Origin of the sequence: Xanthomonas sp. NCPPB 1754, assembly GCF_041475725.2 — a bacterium.
Taxonomy (GTDB): domain Bacteria; phylum Pseudomonadota; class Gammaproteobacteria; order Xanthomonadales; family Xanthomonadaceae; genus Xanthomonas; species Xanthomonas euvesicatoria.
Map to the genome: position 1 here is coordinate 2,043,359 of NZ_CM192982.1, position 16,618 is coordinate 2,059,976.

10 protein-coding genes, 1 tRNA gene and 1 pseudogene are annotated in these 16,618 nt (G+C 63.1%); 9 read left to right on the forward strand and 3 right to left on the reverse strand.

The window, feature by feature from the left end; all coding sequences use genetic code 11:
• Nucleotides 1-75 precede the first annotated feature (75 nt).
• The 6 genes from ACCQ15_RS09105 (at nucleotide 76) to ACCQ15_RS09130 (ending at nucleotide 10,503) form a co-directional block, all read left to right on the forward strand.
• Nucleotides 76-2,979: a TIM-barrel domain-containing protein gene (locus ACCQ15_RS09105; protein ID WP_372381435.1), complete on the forward strand. Its 2,904-nt coding sequence runs from the start codon at nucleotides 76-78 to the stop codon at nucleotides 2,977-2,979.
• A gap of 91 nt (nucleotides 2,980-3,070) precedes the next feature.
• Nucleotides 3,071-5,443: a glycoside hydrolase family 95 protein gene (locus tag ACCQ15_RS09110; protein WP_218561333.1), complete on the forward strand. Its 2,373-nt coding sequence runs from the start codon at nucleotides 3,071-3,073 to the stop codon at nucleotides 5,441-5,443.
• Nucleotides 5,440-6,933, forward strand: coding sequence for a xylulokinase (gene xylB, locus ACCQ15_RS09115; protein WP_372166249.1), 1,494 nt, complete (start codon nucleotides 5,440-5,442; stop codon nucleotides 6,931-6,933). Before ACCQ15_RS09110 ends, xylB begins: the two co-directional genes overlap by 4 nt.
• A 46-nt stretch (nucleotides 6,934-6,979) precedes the next feature.
• Entirely contained in the window at nucleotides 6,980-8,317 is a 1,338-nt protein-coding gene (gene xylA / locus ACCQ15_RS09120; protein ID WP_011347136.1) for a xylose isomerase, read from the forward strand.
• A gap of 85 nt (nucleotides 8,318-8,402) precedes the next feature.
• A complete protein-coding gene (locus tag ACCQ15_RS09125) occupies nucleotides 8,403-9,830 on the forward strand; it encodes a sugar porter family MFS transporter (RefSeq protein WP_008571269.1) in 1,428 nt (475 codons plus the stop codon).
• Between the two features lie 256 nt (nucleotides 9,831-10,086).
• Nucleotides 10,087-10,503 (forward strand): MASE1 domain-containing protein, encoded by a 417-nt coding sequence (locus ACCQ15_RS09130; RefSeq protein WP_496561806.1) that lies wholly within the window; start codon nucleotides 10,087-10,089, stop codon nucleotides 10,501-10,503.
• A 33-nt stretch (nucleotides 10,504-10,536) separates the two neighbouring features.
• Here the strand turns inward: ACCQ15_RS09130 and ACCQ15_RS09135 are convergent.
• Nucleotides 10,537-11,624 (reverse strand): IS3-like element ISXac2 family transposase gene (locus ACCQ15_RS09135; RefSeq protein WP_089504397.1). Its coding sequence is split into 2 segments (ribosomal slippage): nucleotides 10,537-11,372 and nucleotides 11,372-11,624, totalling 1,089 coding nucleotides; the frame shifts between segments, so codons are not numbered across the junction.
• Nucleotides 11,625-11,684: 60 nt separating this feature from the next.
• Between ACCQ15_RS09135 and ACCQ15_RS09140 the strand changes: the two are divergent.
• A pseudogene (locus ACCQ15_RS09140) lies at nucleotides 11,685-12,785 on the forward strand (MASE1 domain-containing protein); the annotation flags it as partial.
• Here ACCQ15_RS09140 and ACCQ15_RS09145 read toward each other — a convergent pair.
• Nucleotides 12,769-13,203 carry a hypothetical protein gene (locus tag ACCQ15_RS09145; RefSeq protein WP_029819235.1) on the reverse strand — a complete coding sequence of 145 codons (435 nt, stop codon included), beginning with the start codon at nucleotides 13,201-13,203 and terminating at the stop codon, nucleotides 12,769-12,771. The pseudogene ACCQ15_RS09140 and the gene ACCQ15_RS09145 sit on opposite strands and share 17 nt — an antisense overlap.
• Nucleotides 13,204-13,906: 703 nt before the next feature.
• Between ACCQ15_RS09145 and ACCQ15_RS09150 the strand changes: the two genes are divergently transcribed.
• Both ACCQ15_RS09150 and folE2 read left to right on the forward strand, forming a co-directional pair.
• The gene (locus ACCQ15_RS09150; RefSeq protein ID WP_372381436.1) at nucleotides 13,907-15,082 is read left to right on the forward strand and encodes an N-acetylmuramoyl-L-alanine amidase; all 1,176 of its coding nucleotides are present in this window, start codon (nucleotides 13,907-13,909) and stop codon (nucleotides 15,080-15,082) included.
• A gap of 36 nt (nucleotides 15,083-15,118) precedes the next feature.
• Entirely contained in the window at nucleotides 15,119-16,036 is a 918-nt protein-coding gene (gene folE2, locus ACCQ15_RS09155; RefSeq protein WP_014090012.1) for a GTP cyclohydrolase FolE2, read from the forward strand.
• 485 nt (nucleotides 16,037-16,521) lie between these two features.
• Here the strand turns inward: folE2 and ACCQ15_RS09160 are convergent.
• Nucleotides 16,522-16,596 (reverse strand) — tRNA-Glu (locus tag ACCQ15_RS09160).
• Between the last annotated feature and the right edge of the window lie 22 nt (nucleotides 16,597-16,618).

Consider the following 16,618-nt stretch of genomic DNA (forward strand, 5'->3'; position numbering starts at 1 on the left):
CGCGACGGCATCGCCTCGCCTTACCCATGCGCTGCCGCCCCCGCGGCACCGTTTCGTCATTCAAAGGGAGTGATCATGCAAACCACCATCCGTTCCGCCGGTGCCGTGCCTGCCAACCGACGTACGCCACTGGCCCAGTGCCTGGCCTTGTCGCTGGCCCTTTTGGCCAACGCCGCGCATGCGCAGGAAGTACGCAAGGCCGCCGATGGCGTCACCGTGGTGCCGAGCGCCAAGGGCGCCGCGCCGGTGCGCCTGCAAGTGGTCGACAGCGGCATCATCCGCGTCAGCGCAGACCCGGACGGCGATTTCGCGCGCAGCCCCAGCCTGATGCGCGTGCCGGTGCAGGGCGACACCGCATTCCAGATGGCCGAGCAGGGCGACAGCGTGCAGCTGAAGACCGGCAAGGTCACTGCCAGCATCTCCACCGTCGATGGCCATGTCAGTTTTGCCGATGCCAACGGCAAGCCGGTGCTGTCGGAAGTGGCCGGCGGCCGCAGCTTTGCGCCGTTGAAGGCCGAGGGCAAGCAGTACCTGAGCGTGCGCCAGCGCTTCCAGTCGCCCGCTGACGAAGCGCTGTACGGCTTCGGCCAGCATCAGCAGGGCTGGATGAACCAGAAGGGGCGCAACGTCGAGTTGCAGCAGAACAACATCGACATGGCGGTGCCGTACCTGGTGTCCAGCCGCAACTACGGCCTGCTGTGGGACAACAACTCGATCACCCGCCTGGGCGACCCGCGCGGCCTGCAGCCGCTGCCGAAGACGCTGAAGTTGTACGACGCCAAGGGCAAGGCCGGCGCACTGACCGCGCGCTATGCGATCAACGGCAAGCAAATCCTCGAACGCCGCGAGAGCGAGGTGAACTACCAATACCTCAGCGATCTGCCCAAGTACCCGAAGAAGGCGATCACCAAGGACAAGAACAGCCGCATGCAAGTGACCTGGGAGGGCGAGATCGAAGCGCTCACCGGTGGCGAACACACCTTCTCGCTGTATTCGAGCGAATACGCCAAGTTATATGTGGACGGCAAGCTGGTGATCGATCGCTGGCGCCAGAACTGGAACCCGTGGAACCACGAATTCAAGCTCGATCTCGAGCCGGGCCAGCGCCACACCGTCAAGATCGAATGGGACCTGATCGACCCCAGCTACATCGCGCTGCTGCATCGCGACCCGCTGCCGGCCGCCGAAGCGAAGGATCTGTCGTTGTGGTCCGAAGCCGGCCAGATGATCGACTACTACTTCGTCTCCGCCGATTCGTACGACCAGGCAGTGGCCGGCTACCGCGAACTCACCGGCAAGTCGACGATGCTGCCCAAATGGGCCTACGGCTTCTGGCAGAGCCGTGAGCGCTACAAGAGCCAGGACGAGCTGGTGGGCGCGGTGGCCGAATACCGCAAGCGCAAACTGTCGTTGGACAACATCGTGCTCGACTGGTCGTACTGGCCGGAAGACGCCTGGGGCTCGCACGATTTCGACAAGCAGCACTTCCCGGACCCGGACGGCATGGTCAAGGCCGTGCACGACATGCATGCGCAGATCATGATTTCGATCTGGCCCAAGTTCTATCCCACCACCGCCAACTACAAGGAGCTGGACGCCGCCGGTTTCATGTTCAAGCGCAACGTGGAAGTGGGCGAACTGGACTGGATCGGCAAGGGCTACAAGAACTCGTTCTACGACCCGTATTCGGAAAAGGCGCAGGCGATCTATTGGCGCCAGATCAACGAAAAGCTCAACAGCAAGGGCTTCGATGCCTGGTGGATGGACGCCGACGAGCCGGACGTGCATTCCAACCTGGACATCGCCGAGCGCAAGGCCCGCACCACGCCCAACGCGCTGGGCTCGTCCACCGAATACTTCAACTCCTACCCGTTGCCACACACGCATGGCGTGTACGTGGGCGACCGTGCGGCCGACGACAAGCGCGTGTTCATCCTCTCGCGCAAGGGCTATGCCGGCACCCAGCGCAATGCGGTGGCAGTGTGGAGCGGCGACATCGTGTCGCGCTGGGACGACATGCGCGACCAGATCTCCGGTGGCGTGAACATGGCCCTGTCGGGCCTGCCCAACTGGACCTTCGACATCGGCGGCTTTGCGGTGGAGAAGCGTTATGAAGACCAGGATCCGGCCCACCTGCCGGAATGGCGCGAGCTCAACACGCGCTGGTTCCAGTTCGGTGCGTTCGTGCCGATCTTCCGGTCGCACGGCCAGTTCCCGTACCGCGAAATCTGGAACATCGCACCGGAAGGTACGCCGTTCTACGAGAGCATGGCCTACTACAACCGTTTGCGTTATGCGTTGCTGCCGTACATCTACAGCCTGGCCGGCGACACCTACCAGCGCGATGGCGTGATCATGCGCGGCATGATGATGGACTTCCCGAGCGACCCCAAGGTGCGCGACATCAACGACCAGTACCTGTTCGGGCCGGCGTTCCTGGTCGCACCGGTAACCCGCTTCGGCGCCACCTCGCGTCAGGTGTATCTGCCGGCCGGCAGCAGCTGGCTGGATTTCGCCACCGGCAAGCGTTACGAGGGCGGCCAGAGCATCGAAGCTGCCGCGCCGATCGAGCGCATGCCGTTGTTCGTGCGTGCCGGTTCCATCGTGCCCACCGGCCCGGTGCAGGAATACGTCGACCAGGTGCCGGATGCACCGCTCACCGTGGTGGTCTACACCGGCGCCGATGGCCAGTTCTCGCTGTATGAAGACGATGGCAAAGGCTACGGTTACGAGAAGGGCGAGTTCAGCCGCATCCCGCTGGTCTGGAACCAGGCCAAGGGCGAGTTGAGCATCGGCAAGCGCGAAGGCAGCTGGACCGGCATGCAGGCCAAACGCACCATCAACGTGCGCTTCGTCGACGGCCCGCGCGCCGATGCCGGTGCGCTGGAACCTGCGACCGACACCAGCATCCAGTACGACGGCAAGCCGGTCAGCGTGTTGCAGCGCAAGATTGCGTCGGGCAAAGCGCGTCGTCGATGATCGCAGGCTGTCTTCAGTCGATGAGCACCCAGATGCCGGAACGCCGCAAGGCAGGCGCGCGCGGTTCCGGTCATTCAGCACGGCGGTTGCCGTGCTGAGCCGTCGTGAGCTGTGCAAGGCAACCGGGGCCGCCATTGCGGCCCTTGGCGCCGTGCCGGCGGCTGCACAGGCCGCGCAGGCTTCGAAAAAAACCGCGCTCCCGCCCGTCGCGGCAGCGCAGGCCCTGCAGCTGTGGTATCGCGAGCCGGCCAATCAATGGGTGGAAGCCCTGCCGGTCGGTAACGGGCGATTGGGCGCGATGGTGTGGGGCGGTATCGCCCACGAGCGCCTGCAGCTCAACGAAGACACGCTGTATGCAGGCGGGCCCTACGATTCCAACAGCCCTGACGCACTGGCCGCGTTGCCGCAGGTGCGTGCGCTGATCTTCGCCGGGCGCTACGCAGAGGCCGAACAACTGGCCGATGCCAAGCTGCTCTCGCGCCCGCTCAAGCAGATGCCGTACCAACCGTTGGGCGATCTGCTGCTGGATTTCGATCGCGCCGACGGCATCAGCGACTATCGCCGTCAGCTCGATCTGGACACGGCGGTGGCCACCACCACGTTCCGCTCCGGCGGCGCGGTGCATCGGCGCGAGGTGTTCGTTTCTGCGCAGGCGCAATGCATCGTGGTGCGGCTGTCGTGCGACCGCCCCGGCGGTATTTCGGTGCGTGTGGGCATCGATAGCCCGCAAACCGGCGAGGTCACCGCCGAGCAGGGCGGTTTGCTGTTCAGTGGTCGCAACGGCAGCTTCGCCGGCATCGAGGGCAAGCTGCGGTTTGCATTGCGGGTGCTGCCGCAGGTGCGCGGCGGCAAACTCAGCCAAGTGCGCGACCGTCTACGCATCGACGCGGCCGACGAAGTGGTGTTGCTGCTCAGCGCCGCGACCAGTTACCAACGTTTCGATGCGGTCGATGGCGATCCGCTCGCATCGACCGCCGCATGCCTGCGCAAGGCTGCCAAGCTGGATTTTCCCGCGTTGTTGCGCGCGCACCTGGCCGATCATCAACGCCTGTTCCGGCGCGTGGCGATCGACCTCGGCAGCAGCGCGGCCACGCAGCTGCCTACCGACGAACGCGTGCAGCGGTTCGCCGAAGGCAATGATCCGGCACTGGCTGCGCTGTATCACCAATACGGACGTTACCTGCTGATCTGCAGCTCGCGGCCCGGCACCCAGCCAGCCAACCTGCAGGGCATCTGGAACGACCTGATGCAGCCGCCGTGGGAAAGCAAGTACACCATCAACATCAACACCGAGATGAACTACTGGCCCAGCGAGGCCAACGCATTGCACGAATGCGTTGAGCCGCTGGAAGCCATGCTGTTCGATCTGGCCCAGACCGGCGCGCGCACCGCCAGGGCGATCTACGACGCGCCGGGTTGGGTGGTCCACAACAATACCGATCTGTGGCGCCAGGCCGGCCCGATCGACGGCGCGCAATGGAGCCTGTGGCCGCTGGGCGGCGTATGGCTGCTGCAGCAACTGTGGGACCGCTGGGATTACGGCCGCGACCGCGCGTACCTGAGCAAGGTCTACCCGTTATTCAAGGGCGCCGCCGAATTCTTCGTTGCCACGTTGATGCGCGATCCGCAGACCGGTGCGATGGTGACCAATCCGTCGATGTCGCCGGAAAACCAGCATCCCTTCGGTGCGGCCGTGTGCGCCGGTCCCAGCATGGACGCGCAGCTGCTGCGCGATTTGTTCGCGCAATGCATCGCCATGAGCAAGTTGCTCGGCATCGATGCGGAGTTCGCCCAGCAATTGGCCGCCTTGCGCGAGCAGTTGCCGCCCAACCGCATCGGCAAGGCAGGGCAGTTGCAGGAATGGCAGCAGGACTGGGACATGCAGGCGCCGGAGATCCACCACCGCCACGTCTCGCATCTGTACGCCCTGCATCCTTCCAGTCAGATCAATCTGCGCGATACCCCGGACCTGGCTGCGGCCGCACGCCGCTCGCTGGAAATTCGCGGCGACAACGCCACCGGCTGGGGTATCGGCTGGCGGCTGAACCTGTGGGCGCGGCTGGCCGACGGTGAGCATGCCTACCGCATCCTGCAACTGCTGATCTCGCCCGAACGCACCTATCCGAACCTGTTCGACGCGCATCCGCCGTTCCAGATCGATGGCAACTTCGGCGGCACCGCCGGCATCACCGAGATGCTGCTGCAAAGCTGGGGCGGGAGCGTGTTCCTGCTGCCGGCCTTGCCCAAGGCCTGGCCGCGCGGCAGCGTGCGCGGTCTGCGCGTGCGTGGCGGCGCCAGCGTGGATCTGGAATGGGAGGGCGGCCGCTTGCAGCAGGCACGCTTGCACAGCGATCGTGGCGGGCGCTATCAACTGTCCTACGCAGGGCAGACCCTGGACCTGGAACTGGGCGCAGGCCGCACCCAGCAGGTGGGACTCAACAACAACCGATTGGTGACGCAATGAGCTTGTATGTAGGACTGGATGTGGGCACGCAGAGCGTCAAGCTGGTGGCCTACGATCCGCAGGATCGCGCCGTGGTCGCCACGATCGCCGCGCCCATGGAGCTGATCAGCCGCGACGACGGTACCCGCGAACAACAGGCGCAGTGGTGGATCGACGGCATCGTGCATTGCTTTGCGCAGCTCGATGGCGAACAGCGTGCACGCGTGCGCGGCATTTCCGTCTCCGGCCAGCAGCATGGCTTCGTGCCGGTGGCCGCCGACGGCAGCGTCACCGCGCCGGTCAAGCTGTGGTGCGATACCAGCACGGCGCTGGAATGCGATGAAATCATGGACGCCGTCGGCGGCGCCGCAGGCAGCGTCGCCGCAGCAGGCAACCCCATCATGGCCGGCTATACCGCCTCCAAATTGCCGTGGACGCGCAAGCATCGCCCCGAGGCGTATGCAGCGATGACTACGGTGATGCTGCCGCACGACTACATCAACTTCTGGCTCACCGGCGAGCGCTTTGCCGAAGTGGGCGATGCCTCCGGTACCGGCTGGCTGGACGTGCGTACGCGGCAGTGGTCCGAGCGCATGCTGAGCGCAGTGGATGCCCAACGCGACCTGCGCGATGCGTTGCCGCCGCTGGTGGACACGGGCGCGGTCTACGCGTTGTCCGATGCCGCCGCCCAGGCATTGAATCTGCCCGCTGGCGTACGCGTCACCACCGGCGGCGGCGACAACATGATGGCCGCCATCGGCACCGGCAACGTGGTGCCCGGACGTCTGACCATGAGCCTGGGCACCTCCGGCACCTTGTTCGCCTATGCCGATCACCCGGTAGTGGACGATGAGGCGCGCTGGGCCGCGTTCTGCTCCTCCAGTGGCGGCTGGCTGCCCTTGATCTGCACGATGAACTGCACCGTCGCCACCGAGGCGGTGATGCGCATGTTCTCCATCACCCGCGACCAGACCGAAGCGATGATCGCCGACACCGCGCCGGGCGCCGACGGTCTGGTGTTGCTGCCGTTCTTCAACGGTGAGCGCACCCCGGATCTGCCGGCCGCGCGCGGCTGCCTGTTCGGAATGGATCTGCACAACACCACCGCCGCGCATTTCTATCGCGCCGCGATGGAAGGTGCGACCTACAGCCTGCGCAACGGCTTCGATGCCTTCGTTGCTGCGGGGTTGCAGTTCGATACCATCCTGCTCACCGGCGGCGGCGGCAAGAGCGCGCAGTGGCGGCAGATGGTGGCCGACATCTTCAACCTGCAGGTCGTCGTGCCGACCCAGCCCGAAGGCGCTGCGTTCGGTGCCGCGCTACAGGCATTGTGGGCCTGCGAGCGCGCCGATGGCGGCGATGCCGCGTTGGCCGACGTGGTGCTGGAGCACCTGCAGGTGGACGATGGGCTTGCCGCACAGCCCAACCCGCAGCGCGTGGCCCAGTATCAGCAGCACTACCAGACCTTCCTCAAGCACCTGCATGTCGTCAGTCCGCTCTATGCCGGTTGATCGATAGTTTTCTACAACTCCCCCAGCAGCAAGGACTTCACACCCCATGAGCAACACCGTGTACATCGGCGCGAAAGAATATTTCCCCGGCATCGGCAAGATCGGTTTCGAAGGCCGCGATTCGGACAACCCGCTCGCGTTCAAGGTCTACGACGCCAACAAAACCATCGGCGACAAGACCATGGCCGAGCATCTGCGCTTTGCCGTGGCCTACTGGCACAGCTTCTGCGGCAATGGCGCCGACCCGTTCGGCCCGGGCACGCGGGCGTATCCGTGGGATGCGGGCACTACCGCGTTGAACCGTGCCGAAGCCAAGGCCGATGCGGCGTTCGAGTTCTTCACCAAGCTCGGCGTGCCCTACTACTGCTTCCACGACATCGACCTGGCACCGGATGCCGACGACATCGGCGAGTACGAAAAGAATCTCAAACACATGGTGGGCATCGCCAAGCAGCGTCAGGCCGACACCGGCATCAAGCTGTTGTGGGGCACGGCCAACCTGTTCTCGCATCCGCGCTACATGAATGGCGCATCGACCAACCCGGACTTCAATGTCGTGGCGCGTGCGGCGGTGCAGGTCAAGGCCGCGATCGATGCCACCGTTGAATTGGGCGGCGAAAACTACGTGTTCTGGGGCGGTCGCGAAGGCTATGCCTGCCTGCACAACACGCAGATGAAGCGCGAGCAGGACAACATGGCGCGCTTCCTCACCCTGGCGCGCGACTACGGCCGCGCGATTGGCTTCAAGGGAAATTTCCTGATCGAGCCCAAGCCCATGGAGCCGATGAAGCACCAGTACGATTTCGATAGCGCCACGGTGATCGGCTTCCTGCGCCAGCATGGCCTGGATCAGGACTTCAAGCTCAATATCGAAGCCAATCACGCCACGCTGTCGGGCCATAGCTTCGAGCATGACCTGCAGGTGGCATCCGATGCCGGCCTGCTCGGCAGCATCGATGCCAACCGCGGCAACCCGCAGAACGGCTGGGACACCGACCAGTTCCCGACCGATCTGTACGACACCGTCGGCGCGATGCTGGTGGTGCTGCGGCAGGGCGGGCTGGCACCGGGCGGCTTGAACTTCGATGCCAAGGTGCGTCGCGAATCGTCCGACCCGCAGGACCTGTTCCTGGCCCACATCGGCGGCATGGATGCGTTCGCACGCGGGCTGGAAGTGGCCAACGCGCTGCTGACCGCCTCGCCGCTGGAACAATGGCGTGCCGAGCGTTACGCCAGCTTCGACAGCGGCGCCGGCGCGGACTTTGCCGCAGGCAAGACCACGCTGGCCGATCTGGCCAAGCACGCGGCCAGCAATGCGCCCCAGCAACTCAGCGGCCGCCAGGAAGCGTATGAAAACCTGATCAATCAGTATCTGACGCGTTGATGTCCCGTGGCCGGCGGCGCATTGCGTCGCCGGCCGATGGCGGCCACCCCCGTGGACGCTCCCTTGCACGTTCCCAGGTGAACCCATGTCCAGTGTTTCCATTGACGGCGCCCCCGATGCCGGCGAGAACACCCGTTTCATCATCCTGATTAGTTGCGTGGCCACGATCGGTGGCTTCCTGTTCGGCTTCGACAGCGGCGTGATCAATGGCACCGTCGACGGCCTGAAACAGACCTTCCAATCCACCGCCGCCGAGACCGGCTTCGAGGTCGCCTCGATGCTGCTGGGCTGCGCCATCGGCGCCTTCTTTGCCGGCCGCCTGGCCGACCGCTGGGGCCGCCGCGCGGTCCTGATCATTTCCGCTGCGCTGTTCCTGCTCTCGGCCATCGGCGCCGGTGCTTCGCACAGTTCCGGCTTCTTCATCTTCGCCCGCGTGATGGGCGGCTTCGCGGTGGGGGCGGCCAGCGTCATTTCGCCGGCCTACATCGCCGAGGTCGCCTCCGCGCGCTATCGCGGCCGGCTGGCCACGATGCAGCAGATCGCCATCATCAGCGGGCTGTTCTGCGCGTTTCTGAGCAACTACCTGCTGGCCAACGCCGCCGGCGCTTCCACCGAGCCGCTCTGGGCCGGGCAGGCCGCCTGGCGTTGGATGTTCTGGATGCAGGCGGTTCCCTCCATCCTGTTCCTGTTGCTGCTGCTAGTCATCCCGGAAAGCCCGCGCTACCTGGTGGTCAAGGGGCGCCGCGAGCAGGCGCTGGTGGTGCTCAAGCGCCTGTACGGCAACGCCGCCGCGCAGACCAAGCTGGGCGAGATTTCCGCCTCGATGGCGGCCGACCAGCACAAGCCCAAGTTCTCCGACCTGATCAACAAGGCCACCGGCAAGATCCGCCCCATCGTCTGGATCGGCATTGGCCTGGCGGTGTTCCAGCAACTGGTGGGCATCAACGTGGTGTTCTACTACGGCGCGGTGTTGTGGCAGGCAGTGGGCTTTTCCGAGCAGGATGCGCTGTTGATCAACGTGCTTTCCGGCGGCCTCAGCATCGGCGCCTGCCTGGTTACGGTGATGCTGGTGGACAAGATCGGCCGCAAGCCGCTGCTGTGGATCGGCTCGGCCGGCATGGCCGTCTCGCTGGCCTTGGTGACCTACGCCTTTGCCACTGCCTCGCTGGATCCCAACGGCAAGCTTGCGATGTCCGATGCCATGGGTATGCTCGCCCTGGTGGCCGCTAACGTCTACGTGGTGTTCTTCAACGCCTCGTGGGGCCCAGTGATGTGGGTGATGCTGGGTGAAATGTTCCCCAACCAGATCCGCGGCTCGGGCCTGGCCATTGCCGGTGCCGCGCAGTGGACGTCCAACTTCGCCATCACCGTCAGCTTCCCGATCCTGCTCGGCAGTATCGGTCTGGCCGGTGCGTACGGCATCTACACCGTCGCCGCCTTCATCTCGGTGTTCTTCGTGCTCAAGTACGTCTACGAGACCAAGGGCAAGGAGTTGGAGCAGATGGAGGGCTGATGGCATTTATGCCGATATCGGCATCGAAAACAAAGAAGGCCGCGCACTGCGCGGCCTTCTTTGTTGAGTGAGTCAAGTGAGAAGCGAGGTAACGACAGTCACCAATTGCACCACTGAAGTGCAAGAATATTGGGCAGGGATGGCGCAAAGAGCTGTTGCGCTTATCACTCTCGCGATCTGTGCGCTTCAGCTATACGCGGCGTGGCAAATGGCTTCACACTAGACAAAATTCGTCGACGAACCAGGGAGTGGTTGTATGGCAGTAGCAAGAGAGCTGGCTGAAGGGCTTCTGCTCAGTCTGGGTTATTGCGTTGTCTACTTGCTTGTCTGGCATCTGTCTGTTGATCAATGGTATCTACCGGCTGGCCTGAGGGCTGCGTCGCTTTTATTCATGCCATACCGTCGTTGGCCGTTTCTCTTAGTGGGCGATGCCGCCGCAATGCTCTGGTTGCGTGTCCCGATGTTGGAGACAAGGGATTACGCCCCGATTTGGGCATACCTGAGTCCTTTCCTATTCGCGCCTGCGGTCGCCCTCGCTGTGTCGGGAATTCGCCGTCATACACCAGACGTCATTACCCGTAATCGCATTCTTCCCATCATGGCGATTCTCGCTTTGTGGAGTACGCTGTGTGGCATGGCGTTGAATGTCACGCTTGGTGGCCCGATAGGGTAACCCCCCCACTTCTAGCGGTCGCCAGAAGTGGAGCTAAGCGGCCATCGCCAACTTCATGGCAGGCGTGATGCCGCCGAGCGCCATATTCGGGCGCTCGTGGTTGTACGTCCATAGCCAGCGGGTGGCTTTGTCCTGCACCTGGTCGATGGTGTCGAACAGGGTGCGGGCGAGCCAGGCGTAGCGGATGGTGCGGTTGTAGCGTTCAACGTAGGCGTTCTGCTGTGGCTTGCCCGGCTGGATGTGCTCGACCCGGATGCCAAGCCGCTGTGCCCAGGACAGCAACGCGCCACTGATGTATTCAGGGCCGTTGTCGCAGCGGATCACGGCGGGCTTGCCGCGCCACTCGATGATCTGCTCCAGCGATCGGATCACCCGGGCTGACGGCAGCGACAGATCCACCTCGATCCCCAGCCCCTCGCGATTGAAGTCGTCGAGCACATTGAACAGCCGGAAGCTGCGGCCGTCGGCCAACTGGTCGTGCATGAAGTCCATCGACCAGACCTGGTTGATGGCCTCCGGCACCGCCAGAGGCTCGGGCCGCTCACGCACCAGCCGCTTCTTCGGCTTGATCCGCAGGTTCAACTCCAGCTCGCGGTAGATCCGGTAGACCCGCTTGTGATTCCAGCCAAAGCCCTTCACGTTGCGCAGGTACAGGTAGCACAGGCCAAAGCCCCAGTCGCGATGGGCGGTCGTCAGGCGGACCAGCCAGTCGGCGATCCGGGCGTTCTGCTCGCTGGCCTTGGCCTGGTAGCGGAAGCAGGTCTGGCTCACCGCGAAGGTCTGGCAGGCGTGGCGGATGTTCGTGCGCCCGCTCGTGACTGCCGATTGGGCCATCTCGCGTCGCTGAGATGGCCTCACCATTTTTTTGCGAGCGCTTCCTTCAGCAGGTCGGTACTGAGCTGCGCCTCGGCGTACATCTTCTTGAGCCGGCGGTTCTCCTCCTCCAACTCCTTCATGCGTGCGACCATGGACACGTCCATGCCGCCGAACTTGCTACGCCACTTGTAGAACGTGGCCGAGCTGATGCCGTGCTCGCGGCACAGCTCCGGCACGGGCGCACCGGCCTGGGCCTGCTTGAGCACGGCGATGATCTGGCTGTCGGTAAAGCGGGACTTCTTCATGGAACCTCCTCGGGAAAGGGTACGAGAAAATTCCACTTCTGGCGTCTGCTAATGGGCGGGGGGATTACCATAGCTAGCTCTCCCCTTGAGATTCTGTTGAGGACTTGGCTGGGTTCATACCTCGGAATTTTGATGTTTTTGCTGCCGGGTTTGCTTTGGTACCGGCGTGCTGAAAGCTATCTTCGCGACGATTTGGTGCGTGACAGTGCAGTTGCCGGATTTGCGATGGCAGCATTGTTTTGCACCGCCAATGTTGTCCCTGAGCCACTCCTGCAACAGGTTTTGATGGCGTCGCTTACTGGGCCAGCAATCGTTCTGACGCTCCGTCATGGCTGGCGGGGAGCCGCGGCTGGCGCCTTGCTGGCAAACCTGATTGCAGCGTTGTCTAGGTCGAAGTACGGAATCGCCGCATATGACTCCGAATTGTTCAGTGTTCAGCTACTGATTGCAGTGATTGCGACGGGACTCTTTGTCCTCGGTTCACGGTTGGCCTCCGCATACACGCAGGCAGGGAGACAGGAGCAGGCACAACTGGCCGCATTGCAGTTTGCTCAGGCGGGCTATCTGGCTGCAGAGCGCACCCTTCGCAATCGCGTTGTGGATTATTCGGATATAAATGTTCATATAAACCGGTTACGCAAGGATTGTGTCGCTCAACTGCGTGAGCGTGGGCATCACGCAGCAGCCATGGAAATGACCAGAGCAGGAGTCATCGAGTCGCGACTGCTGCATGAGTACGTCGGGGGGTTATATCCGCTAGAAATCGAGACGCATGGGGTGTACCAGGCGCTGCGCTCACCCGTACTGGCACGATTTTATAACACTGAGATCCATCACGCGCTGCGTGGTAATTGTGGCGATCTATCACTTGGCTTGCAGCTGGCAGCGTATAGGTGCGCTCTCAACGCGTTCGAAATGCTTCCCCAAGCTAAGCGGCACCTTGTGCAAGCTCGCACATGGAAAAGTGGTGGTTCACAGGGCGTTGTTATCAGAATCTTCGCTGACAGTTCATTGCTGGATGTAGTGCAGCGCGACACAACTGAAGCGGGTGCCGAATTGCGGGCGCGACTGAAAGCGCATGGCGGCATGTTTCGCCGCCGCCATACGCGAGCCCTGAGTCTGCTAGTCGCCGAGCCCGTCTCGATCACTTCGTCCGTGTGACAATCCAGCGCTCTCCAGCAGTGCCCGGGATGAGATGCACCGTGAAGTTATCGGTCTGATAAACCAATTTTGCGAGCGTTGGTCCCGTCAACGTCGAAACCATCACACGATTGACGTCCTTACCCATCGGCAGCACCCACAGAGCCTCGCCTGCGCGACCAACCGCGCCACGCACTACGCCAGCTGCATCGTTGATCTGTAGATACAGCATGCCCTCGCGTTGAAATTCGTAAATCCGCCAGGTTGGATCTACTGCAAGATTGGTTGCGTCGGGCACGGACTCGCCCAGGCCCGTGGCAGCCAGCGTGGCAACTGTTCCATCGCCTGGGCAGCATGCACTTGCTGAACCGGTAACCGCCAGCATCGCGATGGCGGCGGCGCCTAGGGTCTTAAATGCCAGCTTTGCCTTCACTTCCATGACTTCGCCTTCTCCCGTTCACGGGAAACATTCGCCTGCAATTCAGGCATGCCTACGGTACGTGTTTCTCCGTAGTTTCGTGAGTGACTAAGTCAAAAGTTGCTGCACTTGCCTTGCGTCAATGTGTTGACGCTATCTGGGTGTCAACTCTCCTGGTTGACTTCCATAATTCTTGCTACCTTTTATTTGTATACTGTGGAATGCCGAGAGCTGACAGGATTCGTCATACATTGTGTGTCCCCACTTGCATGGACTTGATGCCACGGTTGTAGAAATTGAGAAGGCAGGTTTTTAAAGTCATATAACTCTGTGGCAAGTAGCGGTTTATTCGAAATGCGTAACCCGCCCACCTGGAAATTATTAGGTTTGCCATTTAAATGCACGATAGTCGGCGAGTCGTCTCGGATCGAATGGGTCACCGGGGTGCATAAGCGACTCATTGCAGTGCTAAAGAAATCGAGTGTCGCGGGTGGTGCGCGCCTTCCGGTTGTGGGACAAGAAGATGAACGCAAGCGCGCAGGATAGGAAGAGCTGACGTTCTTTCGCGGAATTAATGTTACTTTATAACAAATCATCGCCGCCGCGCAGTCTTGCCTCCCGTGTCCTATCTCCCGTTGTGTTGGATGTGCTGTCTGGAATCGCGCCGCAGTCAGTGCTGCGGTCTGCGGTGTCCGGTCGATTGCTCGGGTCTTGAGGTGGGCGCATGAAGCGCCGTCACCTCCTGCAGGGCGCCGCTGCAGTGTTGATGCTTTCGCCGGCGTTGGGGTCTGCACAAGGACTTCCCGTCTTACGGGCATGCAGCATGCGGCAGCAGGGCGAGCTGCTGCGCCTTCGGTTGGAGCTGGGCGCACAGGTTGTCTATCGCAGTTTCCGGTTGACCGATCCGGAGCGGGTGGTCATCGACCTCTCTGGCGTGTCGCCGCAGTCGCCGCGCATCGATGCGATGCCTGCCGGTGCTGCGGTGACCCGCATACGCAGTGCGCCGCATCTGGATGGCCTGCGCATCGTGCTCGACCTGCAGCAGCCATGTTCGACCAACCTGCATTGGGAAGCCGGCGCGCTGGTGCTGGAGCTTGCCGCTATGCCTGGCAGCGTAGTGTTGTCCACGAGCGATGGCGCGGCAGCAGCAACGGCGACGGGGCAGACAGAGCCACCGCAGCCGGCTCATTCACGCCTGCGCCCTTACGTGGTCGCGATCGATGCAGGCCACGGCGGCAAGGATCCGGGGGCGGTCAGTGCCGATGCGCGTTACGAAAAACATGTCGCCATGGCGGTCGCCGGGCGGTTGCATCGACGCCTGGCGTCCGATGCGCGCTACCGGCCGACCATGATCCGCAGCGATGACCGCTTCGTGCCATTGCACGAGCGCGTGTTGATCGCCCATCGCCACAATGCGGACCTGTTCGTCTCCATCCATGCCGATGCCGCACCATCGCGCCAAGCGCGGGGCGCCTCGGTGTTTGCGCTGTCGCAGAATGGCGCCAGCTCCGCACTGGCGCGCTGGATCGCCGATAGCGAAAACGCTGCCGACGACATGGGAGACACCGCGCGCCGGCTGCGGGTGCCGAGCAATCCGGTGTTGTCGCAGGTGCTGGCCGATCTGTCGCTGAGCGGCACCATCGCCAGCAGCCTAGCATTCGGCACGTTGATGTTGGAACGCCTGCAGCAGGTGACGCGCCTGCATCAGAACCAGGTGGGGCAGGCCGGTTTTGCGGTGTTGAAGTCGCCGGACATTCCGTCGCTGCTGGTGGAAACCGGCTTCATGAGCAATCGCGACGATTGCAGCCGCCTGTGCAGCGATACGCATCAGGACGAACTCGCGCAGACATTGCATGCGGGAATCGACGACTACTTCGCTGCGTTTCCTGGTCGCGCCTGAGGCGCGGTCGTCACCTTTATCTTCGACGAGATCCCGATGTCCGCTACGCTTCCCGATGTTGCTGTGACCGAACCATCAACGCTGAGCGCGCCCCTGCGATGGGTGGGCATGCAGGACATCGCCATTCCCGTGCAGTTGGAGGCCGGTGGCGGCCAGCTTGCCGCACGCGCCAGCGTGCAGGTCGATCTGCCGCGGGCAGAGCTGAAAGGCATCCACATGTCGCGGTTGTACCGCCTGCTGGATACGCAGCTGCAGCAACCAGTGTCGCCGGCCATGCTCTCGGGGTTATTGCAGGCGCTGATCGACAGTCATGCCGATTGCGCGAGCCGCGCCGCTCGGCTGACGCTGAGCGGCGAACTGATGTTGCGCACGCCGGCATTGCGCAGTGAGGGGCTCAGTGGCTGGCGTGCCTATCCAGTGCACATCGCCGCGCAATGCAGTGCAGGGCGCACCACGATCCAGCTCCAGGTGGAGGTGTTGTACGCCTCTACCTGCCCCTGTTCGGCAGCGTTGTCGCGGCAGCTGCTGAGCGATGCATTCGTGCAGCAACATGCCGGGCGCGATGCGCTGGCGCTGGACGAGGTTGCGCAATGGCTGCAGGACCACGGTTCCTACGCCACGCCGCATAGCCAACGCAGCGTGGCGCAGGTACGCGTTGAGCTGCCCGCCGATGCGCAGCGCTTGGCCATCCGGCAACTGGTCGGTCTGTGCGAGCAGGCGTTGGCGACGCCGGTGCAGGCTGCAGTGCGGCGACCCGACGAACAGGCATTTGCGCGCTTGAATGGCGCAAACCTGATGTATGTCGAAGATGCGGCGCGACGCCTGCGCCAGCAGCTGGCAGAGCACTATGCGGCCTTCCATGTGGCGGTACGCCATCTGGAAAGCCTGCATGCCCACGATGCCGTCGCCGAAACCGACAGCGACGACGCGGTGCTTGGGCCGACGACCATGTGAGCAAACGCGATGCACTGCAAATTCCCAGGGCGGCCGGCACGCATGGTGCACGGGCGAAACACCTCCACTCACGTCACCGCGCAGCGAATGCGTACCGGCGAGCGCGCAGCGATGAGGCCCGTTCTCTGTGTGCTGATGTGGCTGATCTGAGCTGCGTCCCTGAGATCGACACATCGTCTGACACTTGCCATGCGATGCCGCGAATCTGCATGCGTGTTGGCTGGAGCGCGTTGAGGGCCTTGGCCGTATTGCATCCCGACAACGCACTGCCGCATTGCGGATTTGAGATGGAATCCGGCGCCGTGGATGCGGCAACCAACCTCGACCAATCCCGGGCCCCTGCGGTCCTGACCGGGCTAGATGCGAGGCGGAGATGGTCGCGGCCTGCGCGATGGCACGCAGGCCAATGCACATGCAAAGGGCCTGCGCCACAACGCAAAAGCCCCGCATTGCGGGGCTCTGGCGTCTAGCAGTCAGACCGATCGTGGTGCTCCCTAGGGGACTCGAACCCCTGTTTTAGCCTTGAGAGGGCCACGTCCTAACCATTAGACGAAGGGAGCGCTTTTGTCACGTCTTGTGCAG